Source organism: Gillisella vitis (assembly GCF_001541345.2).
GTDB classification, from domain to species: Bacteria; Pseudomonadota; Alphaproteobacteria; order Rhizobiales; family Rhizobiaceae; genus Allorhizobium; species Allorhizobium vitis.
Map to the genome: position 1 here is coordinate 453362 of NZ_LMVL02000004.1, position 18146 is coordinate 471507.

16 protein-coding genes are annotated in these 18146 nt (G+C 59.3%); 5 read left to right on the top strand and 11 right to left on the bottom strand.

The window, feature by feature from the left end:
• Nucleotides 1-23 precede the first annotated feature (23 nt).
• From ASB66_RS16810 to ASB66_RS16820, 3 genes are read right to left on the bottom strand one after another with little or no spacing between them, the layout of a single operon-like run.
• Nucleotides 24-1145, bottom strand: a complete 1122-nt coding sequence (locus ASB66_RS16810; protein ID WP_060718364.1) for an ABC transporter permease — start codon at nucleotides 1143-1145, stop codon at nucleotides 24-26.
• A gap of 5 nt (nucleotides 1146-1150) precedes the next feature.
• Entirely contained in the window at nucleotides 1151-3889 is a 2739-nt protein-coding gene (rbbA, locus tag ASB66_RS16815) for a ribosome-associated ATPase/putative transporter RbbA (protein ID WP_060718365.1), read from the bottom strand.
• A gap of 11 nt (nucleotides 3890-3900) precedes the next feature.
• Complete coding sequence (locus ASB66_RS16820) at nucleotides 3901-4941, bottom strand: HlyD family secretion protein (RefSeq protein WP_060718366.1); 1041 nt, start codon at nucleotides 4939-4941, stop codon at nucleotides 3901-3903.
• A 202-nt stretch (nucleotides 4942-5143) separates the two neighbouring features.
• Here ASB66_RS16820 and ASB66_RS16825 point away from each other — a divergent pair, with 202 nt between their 5' ends.
• The 3 genes from ASB66_RS16825 (at nucleotide 5144) to ASB66_RS16835 (ending at nucleotide 7876) form a co-directional block, all read left to right on the top strand.
• Nucleotides 5144-6145 carry a P1 family peptidase gene (locus ASB66_RS16825; protein WP_060718367.1) on the top strand — a complete coding sequence of 334 codons (1002 nt, stop codon included), beginning with the start codon at nucleotides 5144-5146 and terminating at the stop codon, nucleotides 6143-6145.
• Between the two features lie 118 nt (nucleotides 6146-6263).
• Nucleotides 6264-7424: an alpha-D-ribose 1-methylphosphonate 5-triphosphate diphosphatase gene (locus ASB66_RS16830; RefSeq protein ID WP_234612966.1), complete on the top strand. Its 1161-nt coding sequence runs from the start codon at nucleotides 6264-6266 to the stop codon at nucleotides 7422-7424.
• A complete protein-coding gene (locus tag ASB66_RS16835) occupies nucleotides 7424-7876 on the top strand; it encodes a GNAT family N-acetyltransferase (RefSeq protein ID WP_060718369.1) in 453 nt (150 codons plus the stop codon). The genes ASB66_RS16830 and ASB66_RS16835 overlap by 1 nt, the downstream gene beginning before the upstream one ends.
• A gap of 4 nt (nucleotides 7877-7880) precedes the next feature.
• Here ASB66_RS16835 and ASB66_RS16840 read toward each other — a convergent pair whose 3' ends face one another.
• The 8 genes from ASB66_RS16840 to ASB66_RS16875 form a co-directional block, all read right to left on the bottom strand.
• Nucleotides 7881-8633, bottom strand: coding sequence for an ABC transporter ATP-binding protein (locus tag ASB66_RS16840; RefSeq protein ID WP_060718370.1), 753 nt, complete (start codon nucleotides 8631-8633; stop codon nucleotides 7881-7883).
• The gene (locus tag ASB66_RS16845; RefSeq protein WP_060718371.1) at nucleotides 8630-9463 is read right to left on the bottom strand and encodes an ABC transporter ATP-binding protein; all 834 of its coding nucleotides are present in this window, start codon (nucleotides 9461-9463) and stop codon (nucleotides 8630-8632) included. Before ASB66_RS16845 ends, ASB66_RS16840 begins: the two co-directional genes overlap by 4 nt.
• Nucleotides 9460-10389, bottom strand: a complete 930-nt coding sequence (locus tag ASB66_RS16850) for an ABC transporter permease (RefSeq protein ID WP_411910073.1) — start codon at nucleotides 10387-10389, stop codon at nucleotides 9460-9462. The genes ASB66_RS16845 and ASB66_RS16850 overlap by 4 nt, the downstream gene beginning before the upstream one ends.
• Entirely contained in the window at nucleotides 10386-11453 is a 1068-nt protein-coding gene (locus ASB66_RS16855; protein WP_060718372.1) for an ABC transporter permease, read from the bottom strand. Before ASB66_RS16855 ends, ASB66_RS16850 begins: the two co-directional genes overlap by 4 nt.
• A 15-nt stretch (nucleotides 11454-11468) precedes the next feature.
• Nucleotides 11469-13109: an ABC transporter substrate-binding protein gene (locus ASB66_RS16860; RefSeq protein WP_060718373.1), complete on the bottom strand. Its 1641-nt coding sequence runs from the start codon at nucleotides 13107-13109 to the stop codon at nucleotides 11469-11471.
• A gap of 50 nt (nucleotides 13110-13159) precedes the next feature.
• Nucleotides 13160-14212, bottom strand: a complete 1053-nt coding sequence (locus tag ASB66_RS16865) for a dipeptidase (RefSeq protein ID WP_060718374.1) — start codon at nucleotides 14210-14212, stop codon at nucleotides 13160-13162.
• A gap of 244 nt (nucleotides 14213-14456) precedes the next feature.
• Entirely contained in the window at nucleotides 14457-15371 is a 915-nt protein-coding gene (locus ASB66_RS16870; RefSeq protein WP_060718375.1) for a sugar kinase, read from the bottom strand.
• Between the two features lie 15 nt (nucleotides 15372-15386).
• The gene (locus tag ASB66_RS16875) at nucleotides 15387-16082 is read right to left on the bottom strand and encodes a GntR family transcriptional regulator (protein WP_060718376.1); all 696 of its coding nucleotides are present in this window, start codon (nucleotides 16080-16082) and stop codon (nucleotides 15387-15389) included.
• Nucleotides 16083-16370: 288 nt separating this feature from the next.
• Here ASB66_RS16875 and uxaC point away from each other — a divergent pair, with 288 nt between their 5' ends.
• Nucleotides 16371-17771: a glucuronate isomerase gene (gene uxaC / locus ASB66_RS16880; protein ID WP_114386747.1), complete on the top strand. Its 1401-nt coding sequence runs from the start codon at nucleotides 16371-16373 to the stop codon at nucleotides 17769-17771.
• A 35-nt stretch (nucleotides 17772-17806) separates the two neighbouring features.
• Nucleotides 17807-18130, top strand: a complete 324-nt coding sequence (locus ASB66_RS16885; RefSeq protein ID WP_060718377.1) for a cupin domain-containing protein — start codon at nucleotides 17807-17809, stop codon at nucleotides 18128-18130.
• Nucleotides 18131-18146 lie beyond the last annotated feature (16 nt).

The following is an 18146-nucleotide window of genomic DNA, read 5'->3' on the forward strand; positions in this document are numbered from 1 at the left end:
CTTTATCCGGTCAGGACGTTCATTCACTGCTGCGCGGCGATGAACGTCCTGAACCGGCTAAGGCTGAACAGGAAAAACACCAGGCCGATGCCGAAGGTCGCGGCAAACTGCGGCCAGACCACCTCGAAGCCAGCCCCGCGATAGAGAATGGCCTGCGAAAAGGCGACGAAATGGGTCGAGGGTGAGACCTGCATGGCGTTTTGCAACCATTGCGGCTGGCTTTCCAGCGGGGTGAACCCGCCCGACAGGATATTCATCGGCAAAGCGGTGAGAATGAACAGCAGCGCCAGTTGCGGCATGCTACGGGCCAGCGTCCCTAAAAACAGCCCGAAAGAAGTGACGAAGAACAGGTAGAGCGCCACGCCTGCCATGTAGAGCGTCATTGAACCGGTGATGTGCATGCCGAGCACCTTGACCAACACGGTGACGATGGCAAACAGCGTCATGACCAGAATGACCAGACCATTGGCCGCAAGCTTGCTGACCATGATTTCGACAGGCCTGACCGGCATGACCAACAGATGTTCCAGCGTCCCGTGTTCGCGTTCGCGCACCAAAGCGGCACCGGCCAGCAGGATGGCCAGCATGGTAATATTGTTGATCAGCGCCATCGTGCCGGAAAACCAATCCGAATTCAGCGATTGATTGAAGGCGAGCCGTGTTTCCACCGTCACCGCCTGACTGCTCGACACACCCACACGCTGGGCATAAAGCCCGACCTGTTGGCTGACGATCTGCTGGATGGTGCTGGAGCCTACACCTGCCTGCATCAACGCGGTCGCGTCGATCAGTAACTGCACCGAGGGACTGCGCCCCGAGAGAACATCGGCCTCAAAGCGTTCGGGAATATCCAGCACAAAGGTATAGCGCGCCTGATCCATGGCGCGGTCGACATCCTGGGGCGCGATTGCCACCGGCTTTTGAAAGCGCGGCGGCATCAAACCATCGAGAATGGAAGACGACAATTGTGACATATCGCGGTCCACCACGGCCAGCGTCGCATTGCGCAAATCGTGGGAAAGTCCAGTCGCCTGGGTATAGATCGCCAGGCTGAAGGCATAGATGACCATGGCCATCAGCACCTTGTCGCGCAAAAGCCCGATCAGTTCCTTGCGAAACAGGGCAGATACCGTACGAAGATCCATATCCCTTACCTTTCCTGCTTGCGCAGCAGCGACCAGCCGAGCCCGATAGCGCCAATCCAGAACAGGGCCAACGGCCAGACAAAGCCCATCAGCTCGACAAAGCCCAATCCCTTGGTGAAAGCCCCGACGCTGGCGCGCATGAAATAGGTGGTGGGAAACACCAGGCCGATGGCGTGGCCCATCCCCTGCAGCGACGACACCGGCTGCAACAGGCCGGAAAACTGCGTGCCGGGCATCATCGTGCCGATGGCGGTGACAAACAGGGCCGCCACCTGGGTCGAGGTGAAGGTCGAACTTAAAATACCGATCGAGGTCGTCGCCAGCACATAGACGAAAGCGGCGACCGATAGACCGGCAAGAGAGCCTTTCAACGGCACACCGAACAGCCAGACGGCCAGCAGGAACATCATCAGGAAGTTGATGAAGCCTATGGCCACATAGGGTAATTGCTTGCCCAGCAGAAATTCCAGCTTGGTCACCGGCGTCACGTAGAGATTGCTGATCGATCCCATTTCCTTTTCCGACACGACGCCAAGCGCCGTCAGGATCGACGGAATGAACACCAGCAGCAGGGCGATCACCGCTGGCACCATGGCATTCAGGCTGAGAAAAGCCTGGTTGTAGCGATAGCGCATTTCCACGCCAGCCACCGACCGGATCGTTCCGCCCGATTGACGGACAATCTCCTGCAAGAACCGCTGGTGAGCGCCCGAGACATAGCCGAGCGCCGTCTCCGCCCGAAACGGCATGGCACCATCCAGCATGGCCAGCACATTTGGCCGCTTGCCAGCCCGCAGGTCGGCGCCAAATTTCTCAGGTATATCCAGCGCCAGCATGATGTCATTGGCCTTCAGCCGCGACAACATCCCGGCTTCATCGGAGATGGACGGTTGCAAGGTGAAGGCGGAGGAGGCCGCATAGGCATCGATATAGGCCCTGCTTTCGGCACTCTGGTCGCGGTCGAGCACGGCAAACCGCAGGTGATCGACGTCCAGCGTCAGGCCGTAGCCAAAAATCAGCATCAGCAGCGCCGTGCCAGCCAGGGCGAAACCGAGCCGAATCTTGTCGCGCATCAGCTCCATCGCCTCGCGCCGCGCATAGGCCATCAGCCGGGCAGGCGAAAACCCCTTTTTTACCAGGGCGGCGGCAGAGTTCTCGGCCGCCGTCGCGGCACCGGCCTGCGGCTGGGTTGCTGCATCGGTCAGGCTTTCCTGCCGCCCTCCCGCCTTCATGTAGGCGATAAAGGCATCGTCCAGACTGGCACTGCCGGTCTGCTCTTTCAGCTCTTGTGGCGTACCGCTGGCAATCACCTTGCCCGCATGCATGAAGGCGATGCGGTCGCAGCGCTCGGCTTCGGCCATAAAATGGGTGGACACGAAAATTGTCACGCCGTTTTGCCGCGACTGTTCCACCAGATCATTCCAGAACCCATCACGCGCCAGCGGATCGACGCCGGATGTCGGCTCGTCGAGGATCAGGATATCCGGCTGGTGGATCAGCGCCACGGCCAGTTGCAGGCGCTGGCGCACCCCTAGCAGCAGATCGCTCGACAGGAACTGCAAATAGGGCTGAAGGCCGAATTCCTGTGCCAAGGTCTCGATCCGCGCCTTGGCCGCCTCCTCGGTCAGGTCGAAAATCGCCGCATGCAGGTTGAGATTCTGCTGCACCGTCAATTCGCCATAGAGGGAAAATCCCTGCGACATATAACCAACACGGCGGCGGGCATCGCCAGCACCCTTTTGGGCATCAACCGGCTGCCCGAACAGCTGCGCCTCGCCGCTACTGGCTGGCAAAAGCCCGGTCAGCATTTTCATGGTGGTCGATTTTCCGCAGCCATTCGAACCGAGGAAGCCGAAAATTTCGCCCTTGGGAATGCGGAAGCTGACATGATCAACGGCGGTAAAAACCCCGAATGACCGGGTCAGTTCCTTGGCCTCGATGGCAACCTCGCCCCGGTCCACGAAGGCAAGCCTGGGCGGCGGATCGCCATAGCCCTGTTTTGCCGCATCCGGCAGAAGCGCAATGAAGGCCTGTTCCAGGGTTTTCCGCCCGGTTTGTTGCAGCAGGGTCTCGCAGGTGCCATCCGCCAGAATACGGCCCTCATGGAGCAGAACCACGCGCTGGAACCGGCTCGCCTCGTCCATGTCTGATGTGGCGGTGATAATGGTCAGGCCGGGCCGCGAGGCCTGGATGCTCTCCACCAGATCCCAGAATTGCCGTCGTGACAAGGGATCGACACCGGTTGTCGGCTCATCGAGCAGCAGGAGATCGGGATCGTGCACCAGCGCGCAGCACAGGCCAAGCTTCTGCTTCATGCCACCCGACAGCTTGCCCATCAGCCGGTCACCGAACGGATCGAGCCCGGTCGACTTGAGCAGCCGGTCGATACGCCCGGCCCGTTCCGTCGCGCCCTGCCCGAACAGCCGACCGAAGAAATCGATGTTCTCACAGACCGTCAGGTTGGGATATAGATTGCGGCCCAGGCCCTGCGGCATATAGGCAATGCGCGGCTGCACATCCGTGCGCGCACCGGCGCTTGCCATATCCGCCCCAAGCGCCGTGATCCGGCCTTGCTGGATTTTCTTTGCGCCGGCCAGCAGTGCCAGAAGCGTGGATTTTCCCACTCCGTCCGGCCCGACCAGGGCGACCCGCGATCCCGCCTCGATGGTGAGGTCGATGGCGCTCAAGGCCTGGCGCTTGCCATAGAAATGGGACAGGCCTGCCAGTTCGACAGCGTTTTCCATAGCTGCCCCGCTTACGGCTTACTGGCGGAAGGTTGGGTATTCGAAGCCGAGGGGTCGAGAGGCGCTGTCGTCAGATCGGATTGCAGCCGATCCGGCCAAACCGCGGACGCATCGGTCTTCACATAGCCGAGACCGGTGATCCCGGTTTTGACCAGCGGCAGATATTGCTTCACCAGTTCCTTCGGTGCGCTGATCTTGACGCGGAACATCAACCTGTCGCGCTCGCTGCGGATCTCCACCTGTTTCGGCGTATATTGCGCTTGCGGCGAGACGAAGGACACCGTTCCGGGAATGGCCCGGTCCGGCAGAATATCAAGCAGGATACGGCCCTCGGCCCCGATTGCGGTTTTCGCAGCGTCCGCAGACGGAAGATAGATCGTCATATAAACATCCGACAGATCGAGCACCGTCAACACCTTGCCGCCCGCTGCCAGTACCTCGCCCGGCTCCGCAAGCCTGTAAAGCACCCGTCCGTCTTTCGGCGCCGTCAGCGTTGCATCGGCGATGGTCTGAGCAATGCGATCGGCCTCGGCCTTGGCATTGTCGATGGTCGCCTGCACGCTGTTCAGTGTGCTCTCAGCCGCCGAGACCGAGGCCTTGGCGCTATCGCGCGACAGCCGCTGGCTATCCACCGCCTGATCGGAGACGAAGCCCTTGCCAAGCAGGACAAGCTTGCGCTCAAGATCCTTGTCGGCCAGATCGAACTGGCTCTGCGCCTGTGACAGTTTGAAGGCCGAAGCATCGCGGCTCTGTTCGGCTTCGGCGATCTTGGCCTTTGCGGCGCGCAGCTGGCTTTGCAATTCCACCGTATCCATCCGCGCCAGGATCTGGCCCTTGGTGACAAGATCGCCCTCGCCAACCTCGACGGACACCAGCCGCCCGGCGCTTTTGCTGGCGATATCGACCTCGGTCGCCTCAATCCGGCCATTGCCCGTAACGATACCTGATGGCAGCGTATCGCCTCGTCCGAATTTCAAATACGCATAGGTGCCGCCGGATGCGGCAAGCAGAACGACAACGAAGGCAAGGGCGAGTTTCTGGGGCTTTTGCATGGACAGCTCAAATCTCGAAAAAGGGGCAAATCGCGCAGCAATCCAACGGTCGATCAAACCGTAAGGCACTAAATTCACTGTATAAACTTGTTACGAGCGCATTCAGGGTATAACGCTTTATGCGTCAAACTTACTTCCCTTTGCCGGTCCGTCCTTGATTGAAATCAAGTCGTCGGCAACACAGTCAGAAGGAGCATTCCGCATGAAGCCCGGCCCTCTCAACCTGCTCACGGATGTTGCCGGACTTTCGGTCGGTCATGCCACCGATCTGGCGCTCGGGTCCGGGGTGACAGTGATCGTCTTCGATCAACCGGCCACCGCATCCGGCTCGGTGCTGGGCGGTGCGCCCGGTGGGCGTGAAACGGGTTTGCTCGATCCGGCGCTGTCGATGGTCACCCAGGTCAATGCGCTGGTCCTGTCGGGCGGTTCCGCCTTTGGGCTGGATGCAGCGGGCGGCGTGCAGGCGGGCCTGCGCCAGATCGGCCAAGGATTTCCGGTCGGTGATATGAACGTCCCCATCGTGCCGCAGGCGATCCTGATGGATCTGCTGAATGGCGGCAACAAAGACTGGGGCCTTCATTCCCCCTACCGGGATATGGGCTATGAGGCCTTTCAGGCCCGCCGCCCAGGCCGCTTCGCGTTAGGAACAACCGGTGCCGGAACAGGCGCCACTACCGCCACCGTCAAGGGTGGGCTTGGTTCAGCCAGTGCCGTCTCCGCCAGCGGCCATACCGTAGCGGCCATCGTCGCCGTCAATGCGCTTGGCACGGCCACCATTGGCCGCTCGCGGCATTTCTGGGCCGCTCCTTTCGAGCAAGCGGATGAATTCGGCGGCCTCGGCATGCCCTCCTCCTTCAGCCCCGATGATAGTGCATTGCGTCTCAAAGGCCGTGACCCGATCGCCACCACCATTGGTGCCATTGTCACCGATGCCGTTTTGACCAAGGCCGAATGCCATCGCCTGTCGATCATGGCTCATGACGGGCTGGCGCGGGCGCTGCTGCCCGCCCATCTGCCCGCCGATGGCGACACGGTGTTTGCCGCCGCCACCGGCGCAAAACCATTGCCGGACCTTGCCAGCTTCATGGACCTCTGCCATCTCGCCACCCTCACCATGGCCCGCGCCATCGCCCGTGGCGTGTATGAAGCGCAAGCCCTGCCTTACGAGTGTTCGCAACCGGCTTGGCGTGATCTTGCCTTTTGATTTTCATCCCCTGACATAGAAGGGTCATCACAGAGATTTACACCGCACATATTGGGGTACGGCCCGAATCGGCTGAACCGTGTTATGTGAGAGAAAAAGCGGAGAGATCGGGATGGACATGAGCGGCAAGACACCTTCGAAACGCCTGGTCCTGACCAATGCCGCCATCATCCTTGCCGACCGCATACAGACCGGCACGGTGGAAATTGAAAACGGCCAGATCATTGCCATCGGCCCAATAACCCATGCCAGCGACGCCATCGACCTTGGCGGCGATATGCTGATCCCAGGCCTTGTCGATATCCACACCGACCATTTCGAAAAGCATGTCTTTCCCCGCCACCATGTCCGCTGGAACTATACGACGGCAGCCCTTGCCCATGACGCGCAAATCATCGGCGCCGGCATTACCACCGTGTTCGACAGCCTCTGCGTCGGTGCGGCGGAAGACGGCAGCGAGCGGGCAGAAATTCTCGGCCCAATGATCGAGGCGCTGGAAAAGGCACAACACGCTGGCATGTTGCGGGCCGAGCATTTCGTGCATCTGCGCTGCGAAGTGATCGATGAACAAACGCCTGCGCTGATGGAAGCCAATATTGGCCACGATCTGGTGCGCGTCGTCTCGGTCATGGAGCATCTGCCCGGCATCCGCCAGACGCGGGATCTCGACACCTATCTGGCCAAGGTCGCGAAATTACGCGGCGAAGCGCTTGCTGTGACCACGGCACGGGTTGCGGACCTGATCACCGCCAAGCAAGACATCGGCAACCGGATTCGCCCGCAGGTGGTGGACATCGCCAAGCGCCACAACAAGCCATTGCTCAGCCATGACGATACCGATATCGAGCATGTCGATCTCGCCGCTGACGAAGGCGTCTCGATCAGCGAATTTCCCTGCACGCTGGAGGCCGCCCGCGAAGCCCGCAAGCGTGGCATGCAGATCGTCGGCGGCGCACCGAATATCGTGCGCGGCGGCTCACAATCGGGCAATGTGGCAGTGCGTGATCTGCTGCTCGAAGGCCTCTGCGATATCCTTGCGTCCGATTACGTACCGCGCGCCCTGCTGGACGCCCCTTTCGCCATCGCCGCCGACCCTGACCTCGCCTACGACCTGCCCGCCGCCATCCGCATGGTCACCAAGACCCCGGCAGAAGCCGCTGGCCTGAACGACCGCGGCGAGATCGCACCGGGCAAACGCGCCGACCTCTTGCAAATTGGCCAGCACGGCGGCCATCCGTTCATCAGGCAGATCTGGCGAGAAGGGGTGCGGGTTGGGTGATGGCCAGTCACATTCGTCTTGCGGAAAAAGAAGATGCAGATGCCATTGCTTCGGTGTTCACACGGTCGCGATCCCTGCTTTCCTTCCTACCGAAGCTTCATAGCTCGGAAGAAGACCAGAACTTCATCGAACACGTCGTAATGAAGGAGAATACCGTTCTGGTCTCCATAGAAAATGGACGACTGTGCGGATTCATCGCGTTCGGCAACGAGTGGATCGAGCATCTCTACATTGATCCCAATCATACAGGGCAAGGAATCGGAGCTGATCTTTTACGAGCAGCGACTGCCGAAACCCGCACGTTCAAGCTCTGGACTTTCCAGAGAAATGAAGGAGCGAGACGCCTTTACGAACGCCATGGTTTCAAAATCGAGAGCATGACAGACGGTAGCGAAAATGAGGAAAAGGAACCGGACATCCTGTATGTCTGGTCAGGCGCGACAACCGCCTGAAGTCTTAGCTTTTGCGCCGAAACCCCTCACTCGCCACCATCAATTGCCGTGTATAATCCACCTGCACATCGCGTCGGCGTAGCGCTTCGACATCCATGACTTCCACCACCTGCCCGGTGCGCATCACCGCCAGCCGGTCGCACATATGGCTGATAACAGCCAGATCGTGGCTGACCATCAGGAAGGTCAGGCCACGATCCTTGCGGGCCTGTTCGAGGAGATTGAGGATTTCCGCCTGGATCGAGGCGTCGAGCGCCGAGGTCGGCTCATCCAGCAGCAGGATTTTCGGCTCGACGATCAAGGCGCGGGCAATGGCGATGCGCTGGCGCTGGCCGCCAGACAGCTGGTGCGAAAAGCGGAAGCGGAAGCCAGAGCCAAGACCAACCTCATCCAAAGCGCGGGCAATCCGGCTATCGACATCGGAAAATCCATGCACGGCCAAAGGCTCCAGCAGCAGCCGGTCTACCGTCTGGCGCGGATGCAGCGAGCCGTAAGGGTCCTGGAACACCATTTGTACGGTGCGATAAAAGCTTTTGTCGCGCCGCCTGCTATCATAGCTCTTGCCATCGACAGTCAGCTTGCCACTCTCAAAGGTATTCAGTCCGGCAATCGCCCGCAGCAGCGTCGATTTTCCCGAGCCGGATTCCCCAACCAGGCCAAAGCTCTCGCCCTGTTCAACGGCGATGCTGACACCATCCAGCGCCAGGAATTCGTCGAAGCGCACGGACATCTCTTCAACAATCAGGGCCTTGCTCATTGCGCCCACTCCACCTGACGCTGCAAGACCGGCAGCGGATGCTGGTTGCCTTCCAGGCGCGGCAGGCAATTCAGCAGGCCCTGAGTATAGGGGTGTTTGGCCTCGGACAGGTTGACCGCATTCAGTTCCTCAACAACACGGCCCGCATACATCACCAGCACCCGATCGCAGAACGAAGAGACCAGCCGCAAATCATGGCTGACAAAAATCAGCCCCATGCCACGCTCACGCACCAGCATGTCGAGAATATCGAGCACTTCCAGCTGCACCGTCACATCCAGCGCCGAGGTCGGTTCATCGGCAATCAGCAGTTCCGGCCCGCAGACCAGCATCATGGCGATCATTACTCGCTGGCCCATGCCGCCGGAAACCTCGTGCGGGTAAAGCGTAAACACCCGCTCCGGATCGCGGATCTGCACCGCGTCAAGCATGGCCAACGCCCTCTGCCGGGCTTGCTGTCCCGTCATTCTTTCATGGGTCAACAAGGTCTCGACGATCTGTTTGCCAATCGGCATAACCGGGTTCAGCGAATATTTCGGGTCCTGAAGGATCATCGCCATCCTCTTACCGCGCAACGCCCGGCGCTTTGATGCCGAAATCGCCAATAGATCGGTGTCGCCGAAATGGAGTTTATCGGCAGTTATCCGTGCATGGGCGGGGGTGAGACCCATGATTGCCCGTCCGGTCTGGGATTTGCCGGAGCCGGATTCGCCGACAATGCCCAGCCGTTCCTTGCCCAGTGTGAAGGACACGCCGCGCACCGCTTCCACCAGACCCGTGCGGGTCGGAAAACTGACCTTGAGATTGTCCACCGTCAGCAGCGCGCTCATTGTCCGGCCTCCTTCGGGTCGAGCGCATCGCGCAGGCCGTCACCCAGCAGGTTGAAGCCGAGACTGACGATCAGGATGGCAAAGCCCGGCATGGCAGCAACCCACCATTGATCGAGAATGAAGCGGCGGCCATCGGCAATCATCGCCCCCCATTCCGGCAGGGGCGGTTGGGCGCCAAGGCCCAGGAAACCGAGACCGGCTGCCGTCAGGATAATACCTGCCATATCAAGCGTGACGCGGACGATCAACGAAGACAGACAGAGCGGCATGATATGGCGCAGCACGATGCGAAAGGGCGAAGCGCCCATCAGCTTGACGGCAGAGATATAATCGGAATTGCGCACCGTCAGCGTTTCGGCCCGGGCGATGCGGGCATAAGGCGGCCAGGAGGTAACGGCAATCGCCAGAATGGCGTTTTCGATGCCGGGGCCGAGGGCTGCGACCAGCGCCAGAGCCAGAACGAGCTTCGGAAAGGCCAGGAAAATATCGGTCAGCCGCATCAGCACCGCATCCACCCAGCCGCCCGCATAACCAGCCACCGTGCCGACCAGCAGACCGATGGGTGCTGCAATGATGGCCACCAGCACCACCACCATCAATGTCAGCCTCGACCCGTAGATCAGCCGGGAATAGATGTCGCGTCCCTGGTCGTCGCTGCCGAGCCAGAAGCCGCCGGTACCGGGTGCCATCAATCGCGCATTGGCAAGATCGCCTTGCACCGGATTATGAGTGGCAAGCAGATTGGCGAAGGCGGCAACCAGAATGAGAGCGATAATGATGCCAAGGCCGAGCAATGCCAGCCGATTGGCCGAAAACTGCCGCCAGATCACATAGGCGCGTCCAAGCCGGGCCTGCCGGCGCGATTGGGGACGGTCCGACAGCAGCCAGTCGCGAAGGGACATATTATCTGAGGGCGTCGTCATCATCGGCTGCGCGTCCTCGGGTCAAGGGTCTTGTAGAGGAGATCCGACAGGATGTTGATGGCGATGAACACCGAACCGATAATGATGGTTCCGCCAAGCACCGCATTCATATCGGCATTTTGCAGCGAATTTGTAATGTAAAGGCCGATGCCCGGCCAGGAGAAGATTGTCTCAGTCAGCACCGAGCCTTCCAACAGGCCTGCATAGGACAGGGCGATCACCGTCAGCAGCGGCACAGCAGCATTGCGCAAGGCGTGGAACCAGATGATCCGGCTTTCGGACAGGCCCTTGGCGCGAGCCGCGACGATATATTCCTGCGACAACTCGTTGAGCATGAAAGAGCGGGTCATGCGGCTGATATAGGCGAGTGAGAAATAGCCGAGCAGCGCGCCGGGCAGGATGATATGGCGAAACAGATCCCAGAGGATCTCCCATTGGCCCTGCATGGCCGCATCAAGCAGGTAGAAACCGGTGACGGGTATCAGGTCATATTCATAGACCACGTCCATCCGCCCGGGATAGGCCACCCATTGCAGCTTGGCATAGAAAAACAGCAGCGCCAAAAGGCCGAGCCAGAAGATCGGCACGGAATAGCCGATCAAACCGATGACTCGGACAATCTGGTCCGCGAGGCTTCCACGCTTGACAGCGGCCAGAACACCCAAGGGAAGGCCAATCACGGCGCCGATGATCGTACCGACCGTGGCGAGTTCAACAGTTGCCGGAAAAAACCGGGCGATATCGGTCATGACAGGATTGGTCGTCAGAACCGACGTGCCAAAATCACCCGAGAGCACTTGTTTTATATAGACGAAGAACTGGTAATAGAGCGGTTGATCCAGCCCCATTGCCCGGCGCGTCTGTTCTACGACCGCCTGCGGCGCACGGTCCCCCAGAACAGCAAGAACCGGATCGATCGGGATCACCCGACCGATGAAGAACGTCACCGCCAGAAGGCCGAGATACGTCGTCGCAACAGTCACGAAAAATCCCGCAACGGCCTTCAAACGCTTAAACTGCCGGTCGCGCCTGCGACCGGCTGATGCTTGTGTTGTGGTGAGAGCCAAGAGCCCTGCTCCTGCTCAATCCTTGGAAATCAAGTTTTTGAAGTTACTGTCGAAGGTTGGGCCAAGCTTATAATTCTGAACACTGGCTCTATAGCCGGCAATTTCCGTCTTTTGATAGATGATCACAAACGGACCGTCGGCCAGAACCTTGCGCTGCAAGTCTTCATACATTGCCTTGCGCTTCGGCGTGTCACGCTCCAGCAACGCTTCGCTGGTTTCCTTGGTCAATTCAGGCACATCCCACGCATTGCGCCAGGCGAGTGTCTTGGATTTCGGCGTGTCGGAATTATCAGGATTGCTGGTAAAGGTTTCGGCATTGGAATGCGGGTCCCAATAATCAGCACCCCAATCCCCGATATAGATGTCATGATTACGGGCGCGGTATTTGGTCAGCGTCTGCTTACCGTCTCCCTGGATGAGCTCCAGCGTAATGCCCGCCTGCGCGAAGGTTTGCTGCATGGATTGGGCGATGCTGGTCATCGGCTCGATGGAGCGCACATCCATGGTGACTTTGAAGCCATCCTTGAGGCCAGCCTTTTCCAGCAGTTCTTTGGCTTTCGCAACATTCAGCTTGTAGGGCTGATCATCGATGGAACCCAGAATGCCCTTGGGCAGAAAGGATTCATGTACTGTGCCGACGCCCTTGATGAGCGTTGCGCCGATGGCATCGTAATCGACAAGATATTTGATCGCTTGGCGGACTTCCGGCTTGGAGAGATACTGGTTCTTCTGGTTGAGACCAAGATAATAGACGGTACCCTTCTGGGCAGAGTCTGTCTTGATGGCCTTGGCATTGCCAATCGCGGCAAAGTCCGTGGGCGAAAGATTACGTGCCACATCGACATCACCGGCTTCCAGCGCCAGGCGTTGCCCTGAGCTTTCCTTGAGGAAGCGGTAGATGACCCGCTTCAGCTTGGCCTTTTCACCATAATAGTTATCATTGCGCTCCAGCACGACCAATTCATTGGCACGCCATTCGCGCAGTTTGAAAGGACCGGAGCCAGCGTAATTGGTCTTCAACCAACCATTGCCGAAATCGGTATCATAGGGATAATCCTTGGAAACCGTCACGGCTGCCGCGTGGCTCTGGACCAGCTTCTTGTCGACGATGGCACCAACAGTCGCCGTCAGGCAGTTCAGCACGAAGCTGGTCGCGTAAGGCTTGTCCACCTTGAACTGGAAAGTCGAGGCATCGATTGCCTTGGCATTTTCTGCCACGTTCTCGCCACTCAGGCCGAATTGCTGAAGGATGAACGCCGGGTTCTTGTTGAGCTTGACGGCCCGTTCAAAAGAATAGGCCACATCTTCCGCAGTGATCGGATTGCCGGAGGCGAATTTGATGCCAGACTTGATCTTAAACGTATAGGTCAGGCCGTCTTCAGAAGCACTCCAGCTTTCCGCAATGCCCGGTGCCACGGTCGACGTGTCGGCAATGTTCAGCTTTACCAGCGTATCATAGGTATTGCCGGTGACTTCTGCGGCGGAGATTTCGAAAGCTTCGCCCGGGTCCAAGGTGATGATGTCGTCAAAAGCCCAGGCCTCGACCAGCGTATCTTTCGGCGTGGCGGCAAAGGCGCGAGGCACGCCCGTAACTCCCAGCGCCAGAACAGCACTGGCCGTCGTCATCAGCCTGCGGCGCGTCAATGTCATGGTCATGGTCCCGTCCCCTTTTTTTGAAAGTCAATGATTGCCGACTAACGCCGGATTTATTCGCCCCAGGCCGTCCCCAGCACACGCAGCCAGTTTTCACGGGCAATCTTAGCGATATCTGCATCACCGTATCCAGCCGATTGCAACGCTTCAAGCAACCTCTGGTTCCCACCGGCATCGCCGATTGCACCGGGTACGGTGCAACCATCGAAATCGGAGCCGAGGCCGACGCAATCGATACCCATGCGTTCGACCATATAGTCGATATGGCGCACCATGTCCGACAGCGGGGTCTCGGCAAAATCGCGGGCATCAGCGCGCAACATGGTCACGGCGTAATTCAAACCGGCGATGCCCTTGCGCTCGCGGATCGCGTCCATCTGCCGATCCGTCAAGTTGCGCGCCACCGGTGTCAGCGCGTGCGCATTGGAATGGCTGGCGATTAATGGCTTGTCGGAGGTTTTCGCCACGTCCCAGAAGCCCTTTTCGGTAATGTGGGCAAGGTCGAGGGCAATGCCCAGCCGGTCGCAGGCTTTCACAAGCTCAAAGCCAAGCGTCGTCAGACCCGGCCCGGTATCCGGCGACATTGGGAAGGCGAAGGGAACGCCATGGCCGAAAATGTTAGGACGGCTCCAGACCGGACCAAGCGTGCGCAGGCCCGCCTGGTAAAACACCTCAAGGGCGGCCAGATCGGCATCGATGGCCTCGCAGCCTTCCATATGCAGTACAGCGGCAAAGACACCCTCCGCCATTGCAGCGCGAATATCCGATGTCGAGCGACACAGCCGCCAGCCACCAGCCCGCTCGAGCCGCAGCGCAATGGCAGCCATCTGCAAGGCGACGTCGAGTGAGGATGCGCGCGCCAGGGGCTTATCAACAGGCGTATTGTAATGGCCCTTGTCATCCGGTTCGGTCAGCACGAACTCACCGTCGGAGGGAATATAAATCGCGCAGAGACCACCGCCAAGGCCGCCACGGCGGGCGCGTGGCGCATCGATATGACCTTCCCGTGTGCCATCGATGAATTGCCGCACCGGATCGACGCCCGCTGCATGAGCCCTCCACAAGCGCAGGAGGACATCATTATGCCCGTCGAAAACCAATTGCATGAACACTCACCTTCTGACGCATTGCGACTGGCCAGTCCTTTTTGTCAAAAGCCGCAAGCCCATGACAAAAAAGGGAAATATCACCAATCTCCTATTCTAGGTGCAGAGTAGAATCAAAAGCTGCAAGGGTTCAAGCGAAAATCATTTGCATCGCAATACAAAGAAGCGAGCATTCTTGCGACATTGGTTTTCGGACACGGCTTTTCGCGTATCCGTCGGCCAAGGGTGTTTTGAGGAGATGTTTTCAGGGGATATTCTCAATCTTCACCAAGGCGCCCCGCTTGCGGATCACCTGAGCGGACACGGCAGCCCCTTGCGCCAATGCCTCAGCCATCGCGACACCCGAAAGGCGGGCCGAGAGGAAACCGGCATTAAAACTGTCGCCAGCCGCCGTCGTATCGACGAGATCAGCAACCGGCACGGGATCGAATGTCACTGGCCCTTCCGTGGCGTCAAAGGCATGCACACGGCCCGCGCCATTCTTGACCACCACGGTTGCCGCACCCGCTTTTCGGTAGCGCACGATCGTCGCCTCTGGCGTAGCATCGTTGAAATTCGGCCCATCCTCGTCAAAGGACGGCAGGACGATATCGGCAACCTCGGCCGCCTGCGAAACCGCATTGCACATGCTGTCACGATCCGGCCAAAGCCGGGCGCGCATATTGGGATCGAAAACAATCAGACTTCCGGCATCGCGTGCCTGCGCCAGAACCTCCAGCAATTGCTGGCGGCTCATTGGGGACAGGATGGCAAGGGTAATCCCGGAAAACAGGATGAGATCGCGGCCCTGTACGGCCTCTAAAAGAAACTGACGATCGTCTGCCAGACGCTTGGCGGCGGACTGGCCGCGCCAATAGCTGAAACTGCGCTCGCCATTGGCAAGCTCGATCATATAAAGCCCGACCGTCGCATCCTCCAGACGGCGCAAATGCCCTGTGCCTATACCCGCCGCTTGCATGAAGGTGAGCATGGCTTGCGAAATACCATCGACGCCGATGGCCGAGCAGTAATCCACCACGTCGTCAGCGCCCAAAAGACGGCGCAGGTACCAGGCAGTGTTGAATGTATCGCCAGCAAAATTGCGATGATAGGCACCGTCTTCGCGAGGCGCCATTTCCACCATGCATTCGCCGATGGTCAAAATCCGTCTGTTGCTCATCTTATCCTGCCATTGTCATTCAGTCGCAAAATACTGGCCGTGGCTTTCCCTGATCCGGCTGATGATCGATAGGATGCGTGACAGATGAACACGCATGTTGGCGGCGGCGCGGTCGCCATCACGTGCCTTCAACGCAGCCATGATCTCGATATGGTCGTCAATGGCGCTTTGAGCGCCAAAAGCCAGGCTGAGATAACGGATCCGGTCCATATGCGCCTTGCTGTCGCGGATCAGCGCCCAGGCGAAGTCGTGGCCCGACATCTTGCAGATCTGCCGGTGAAACTCGTCATCCAACTCATGAAACAGCATCTTGTCGCCAGCGTCCATGGCCTTGATCTGCCGCTGCACCAATTCGTCCAGCGCCGCGATCTGCTCTTCACTCAAACGCTCGGCGGCGGCCCGCACGGTTTCCATTTCCAGCGCTGTGCGGATGAAACGGGCCTGCAAGACCCCGCGTTCAGAAATATGCGTCACCACGGTTGCCCGTTGTGGGCGGATCATTAGAAATCCCTGCTGGGACAGGCGATAGAAGGCGTCGCGTACCGGTTGGCGAGACACACCCATCTGCTTGGCAACATCCACTTCCGACAATTTTGCCCCCGGCGGCAGCTCCAGTTCAACCACCTGCCGGTATAACAGCTCGAAAACCTGCTCAGTGACCGAAGGTTGCCGCTGAACGTCCAGCGTGCGCACATTGACCGTATCAATCATCCCACCCTCCGATTACCACCGCCATTTCCACTCCATTACGTCTTCGCCCCACCAGAGGCCGGAGATCACTCCCCGGACCGCATTGACACAATTTGCATACTAACATATTAGATTGGCGGCGGAATGCAATTGCGTTTCGCCACCACTGTCGTCGCCCAGGCCATCGATCAAAAGACGATGGCCAATGCAAGGGGCGGCAGTTGTTTTAGGCCATAATACGCCGGATCGAAATCGGCTTGCGATATTATGCGCTATTAGAATTACGGGGCGCACGCGGAGACCACGGCATTGCTTCATCCAGACAGGCTTTTCCCCCTTGACCCCTCGGCACGCACGCTGGCGCGCACGCTGTATGACACGGTCCGCGACCTGCCCATCGTCAGTCCGCATGGTCATACCGACCCACGCTGGTTTGCCGAAAATGAAGCGTTTCCCGATCCGGCCCAGCTGTTCGTGGTGCCGGACCATTATGTGTTCCGCATGCTCTATTCCCAGGGCATCGACCTTACCGCGCTTGGCGTGCCACGTGTCGATGGCGGGATGACGGAAACCGATGGCCGCAAGATCTGGCGGCTGTTTGCCGGAAACTTCCACCTGTTTCGCGCCACGCCCAGCCGCATGTGGCTGGACCATGCTTTTGAGGATGTGTTCGGCCTCACGACCCGGCTGTCGGCGAAGACGGCGGACCAGACCTATGACCATATCGCCGATTGCCTGACAAAGCCGGAATTTCGCCCCCGCGCCCTGTTCGAACGCTTCAACATCGAAGTGATCGCCACCACGGAAAGCCCGCTGGATGAGCTGAAATGGCATGAGGCGATCCGCGCCTCCGGCTGGAATGGCCGCGTCGTCACCGCCTATCGGCCCGATCCGGTGGTCGATCCGCAGTTTGAGGGCTTTGCCAGCAATATCGAGCGGTTCGGGCAATTGGCGGGTGTTGATGCCACCAGCTGGAGCGGCTATCTGGAAGCGCATCGCAACCGCCGCGCGTTCTTCAAATCCTATGGCGCCACCAGTTCCGACCACGGCCATCCGACGGCCCGGACCGAGGATCTTCCTCAGGATCAGGCCAAGGCGCTGTTCGACAAGGCGCTGACCGGGCGGATTACCCCCGAAGAAGCCGATGCCTTCCGTGGCCACATGCTGACGGAAATGGCCAGGATGAGCCTGGAAGACGGGTTGGTGCTGCAAATCCATCCCGGTTCCTACCGCAACCATTCCTCAGGCATCATGGCAAAACATGGCCGCGACAAGGGCTTCGATATCCCGACCCGCACCGATTACGTCCGGGCGCTGAAGCCGCTTCTGGATGCGGTCGGCATGGAAAAGGATCTAACGGTCATTCTCTTCACGCTGGACGAAACCAGCTATTCACGTGAACTGGCACCGCTGGCCGGGGCTTATCCGGCCCTGAAGCTCGGCCCCGCCTGGTGGTTCTTCGACAGCCCTGACGGTATGCGCCGCTTCCGCGAGACGACGACCGAGACCGCCGGTTTCTACAATACCGTCGGCTTCAACGACGATACCCGCGCCTTCTGCTCGATCCCGGCCCGCCATGATGTGGCCCGGCGGGTGGATTGCGCCTATCTGGCCGAACTGGTGCTGACGGGCCGTCTGGAGGAGGACGAAGCCCGCGAGCTGGCTGGCGATCTCGCCTATGGACTGGCGAAAAAGGCCTATCGGCTCTGATTGGGTTATAGCAGCGAGGGGAGGATCAGTGAGCGATGGAAACGCAGTTCGTTAGACCGTTCCCGCCCGTGGATGCGGGCCATGGCGTCACCCGCCAGGTCCTGGCCGACAGCCCTGAGCTTATGGTGGTCAAGTTCAGTTTCAGCGATGGCGCGCAGGGTGCGCGCCATAACCATCCTCATCTGCAATCAACCTTTGTCCAATCCGGCCAGTTCGAATTTTTCGTCGGCGACGAGACGTTCACGGTCGGTCCAGGCGACAGTTTCGTTATTCCTTCCCTTGCCTTTCACGGCTGCCGGGCCATCGAGCCCGGCGTGCTGATCGACACATTCACGCCCCGGCGTGACGATTTTCTTTGATATTTGAGGAGTTAAG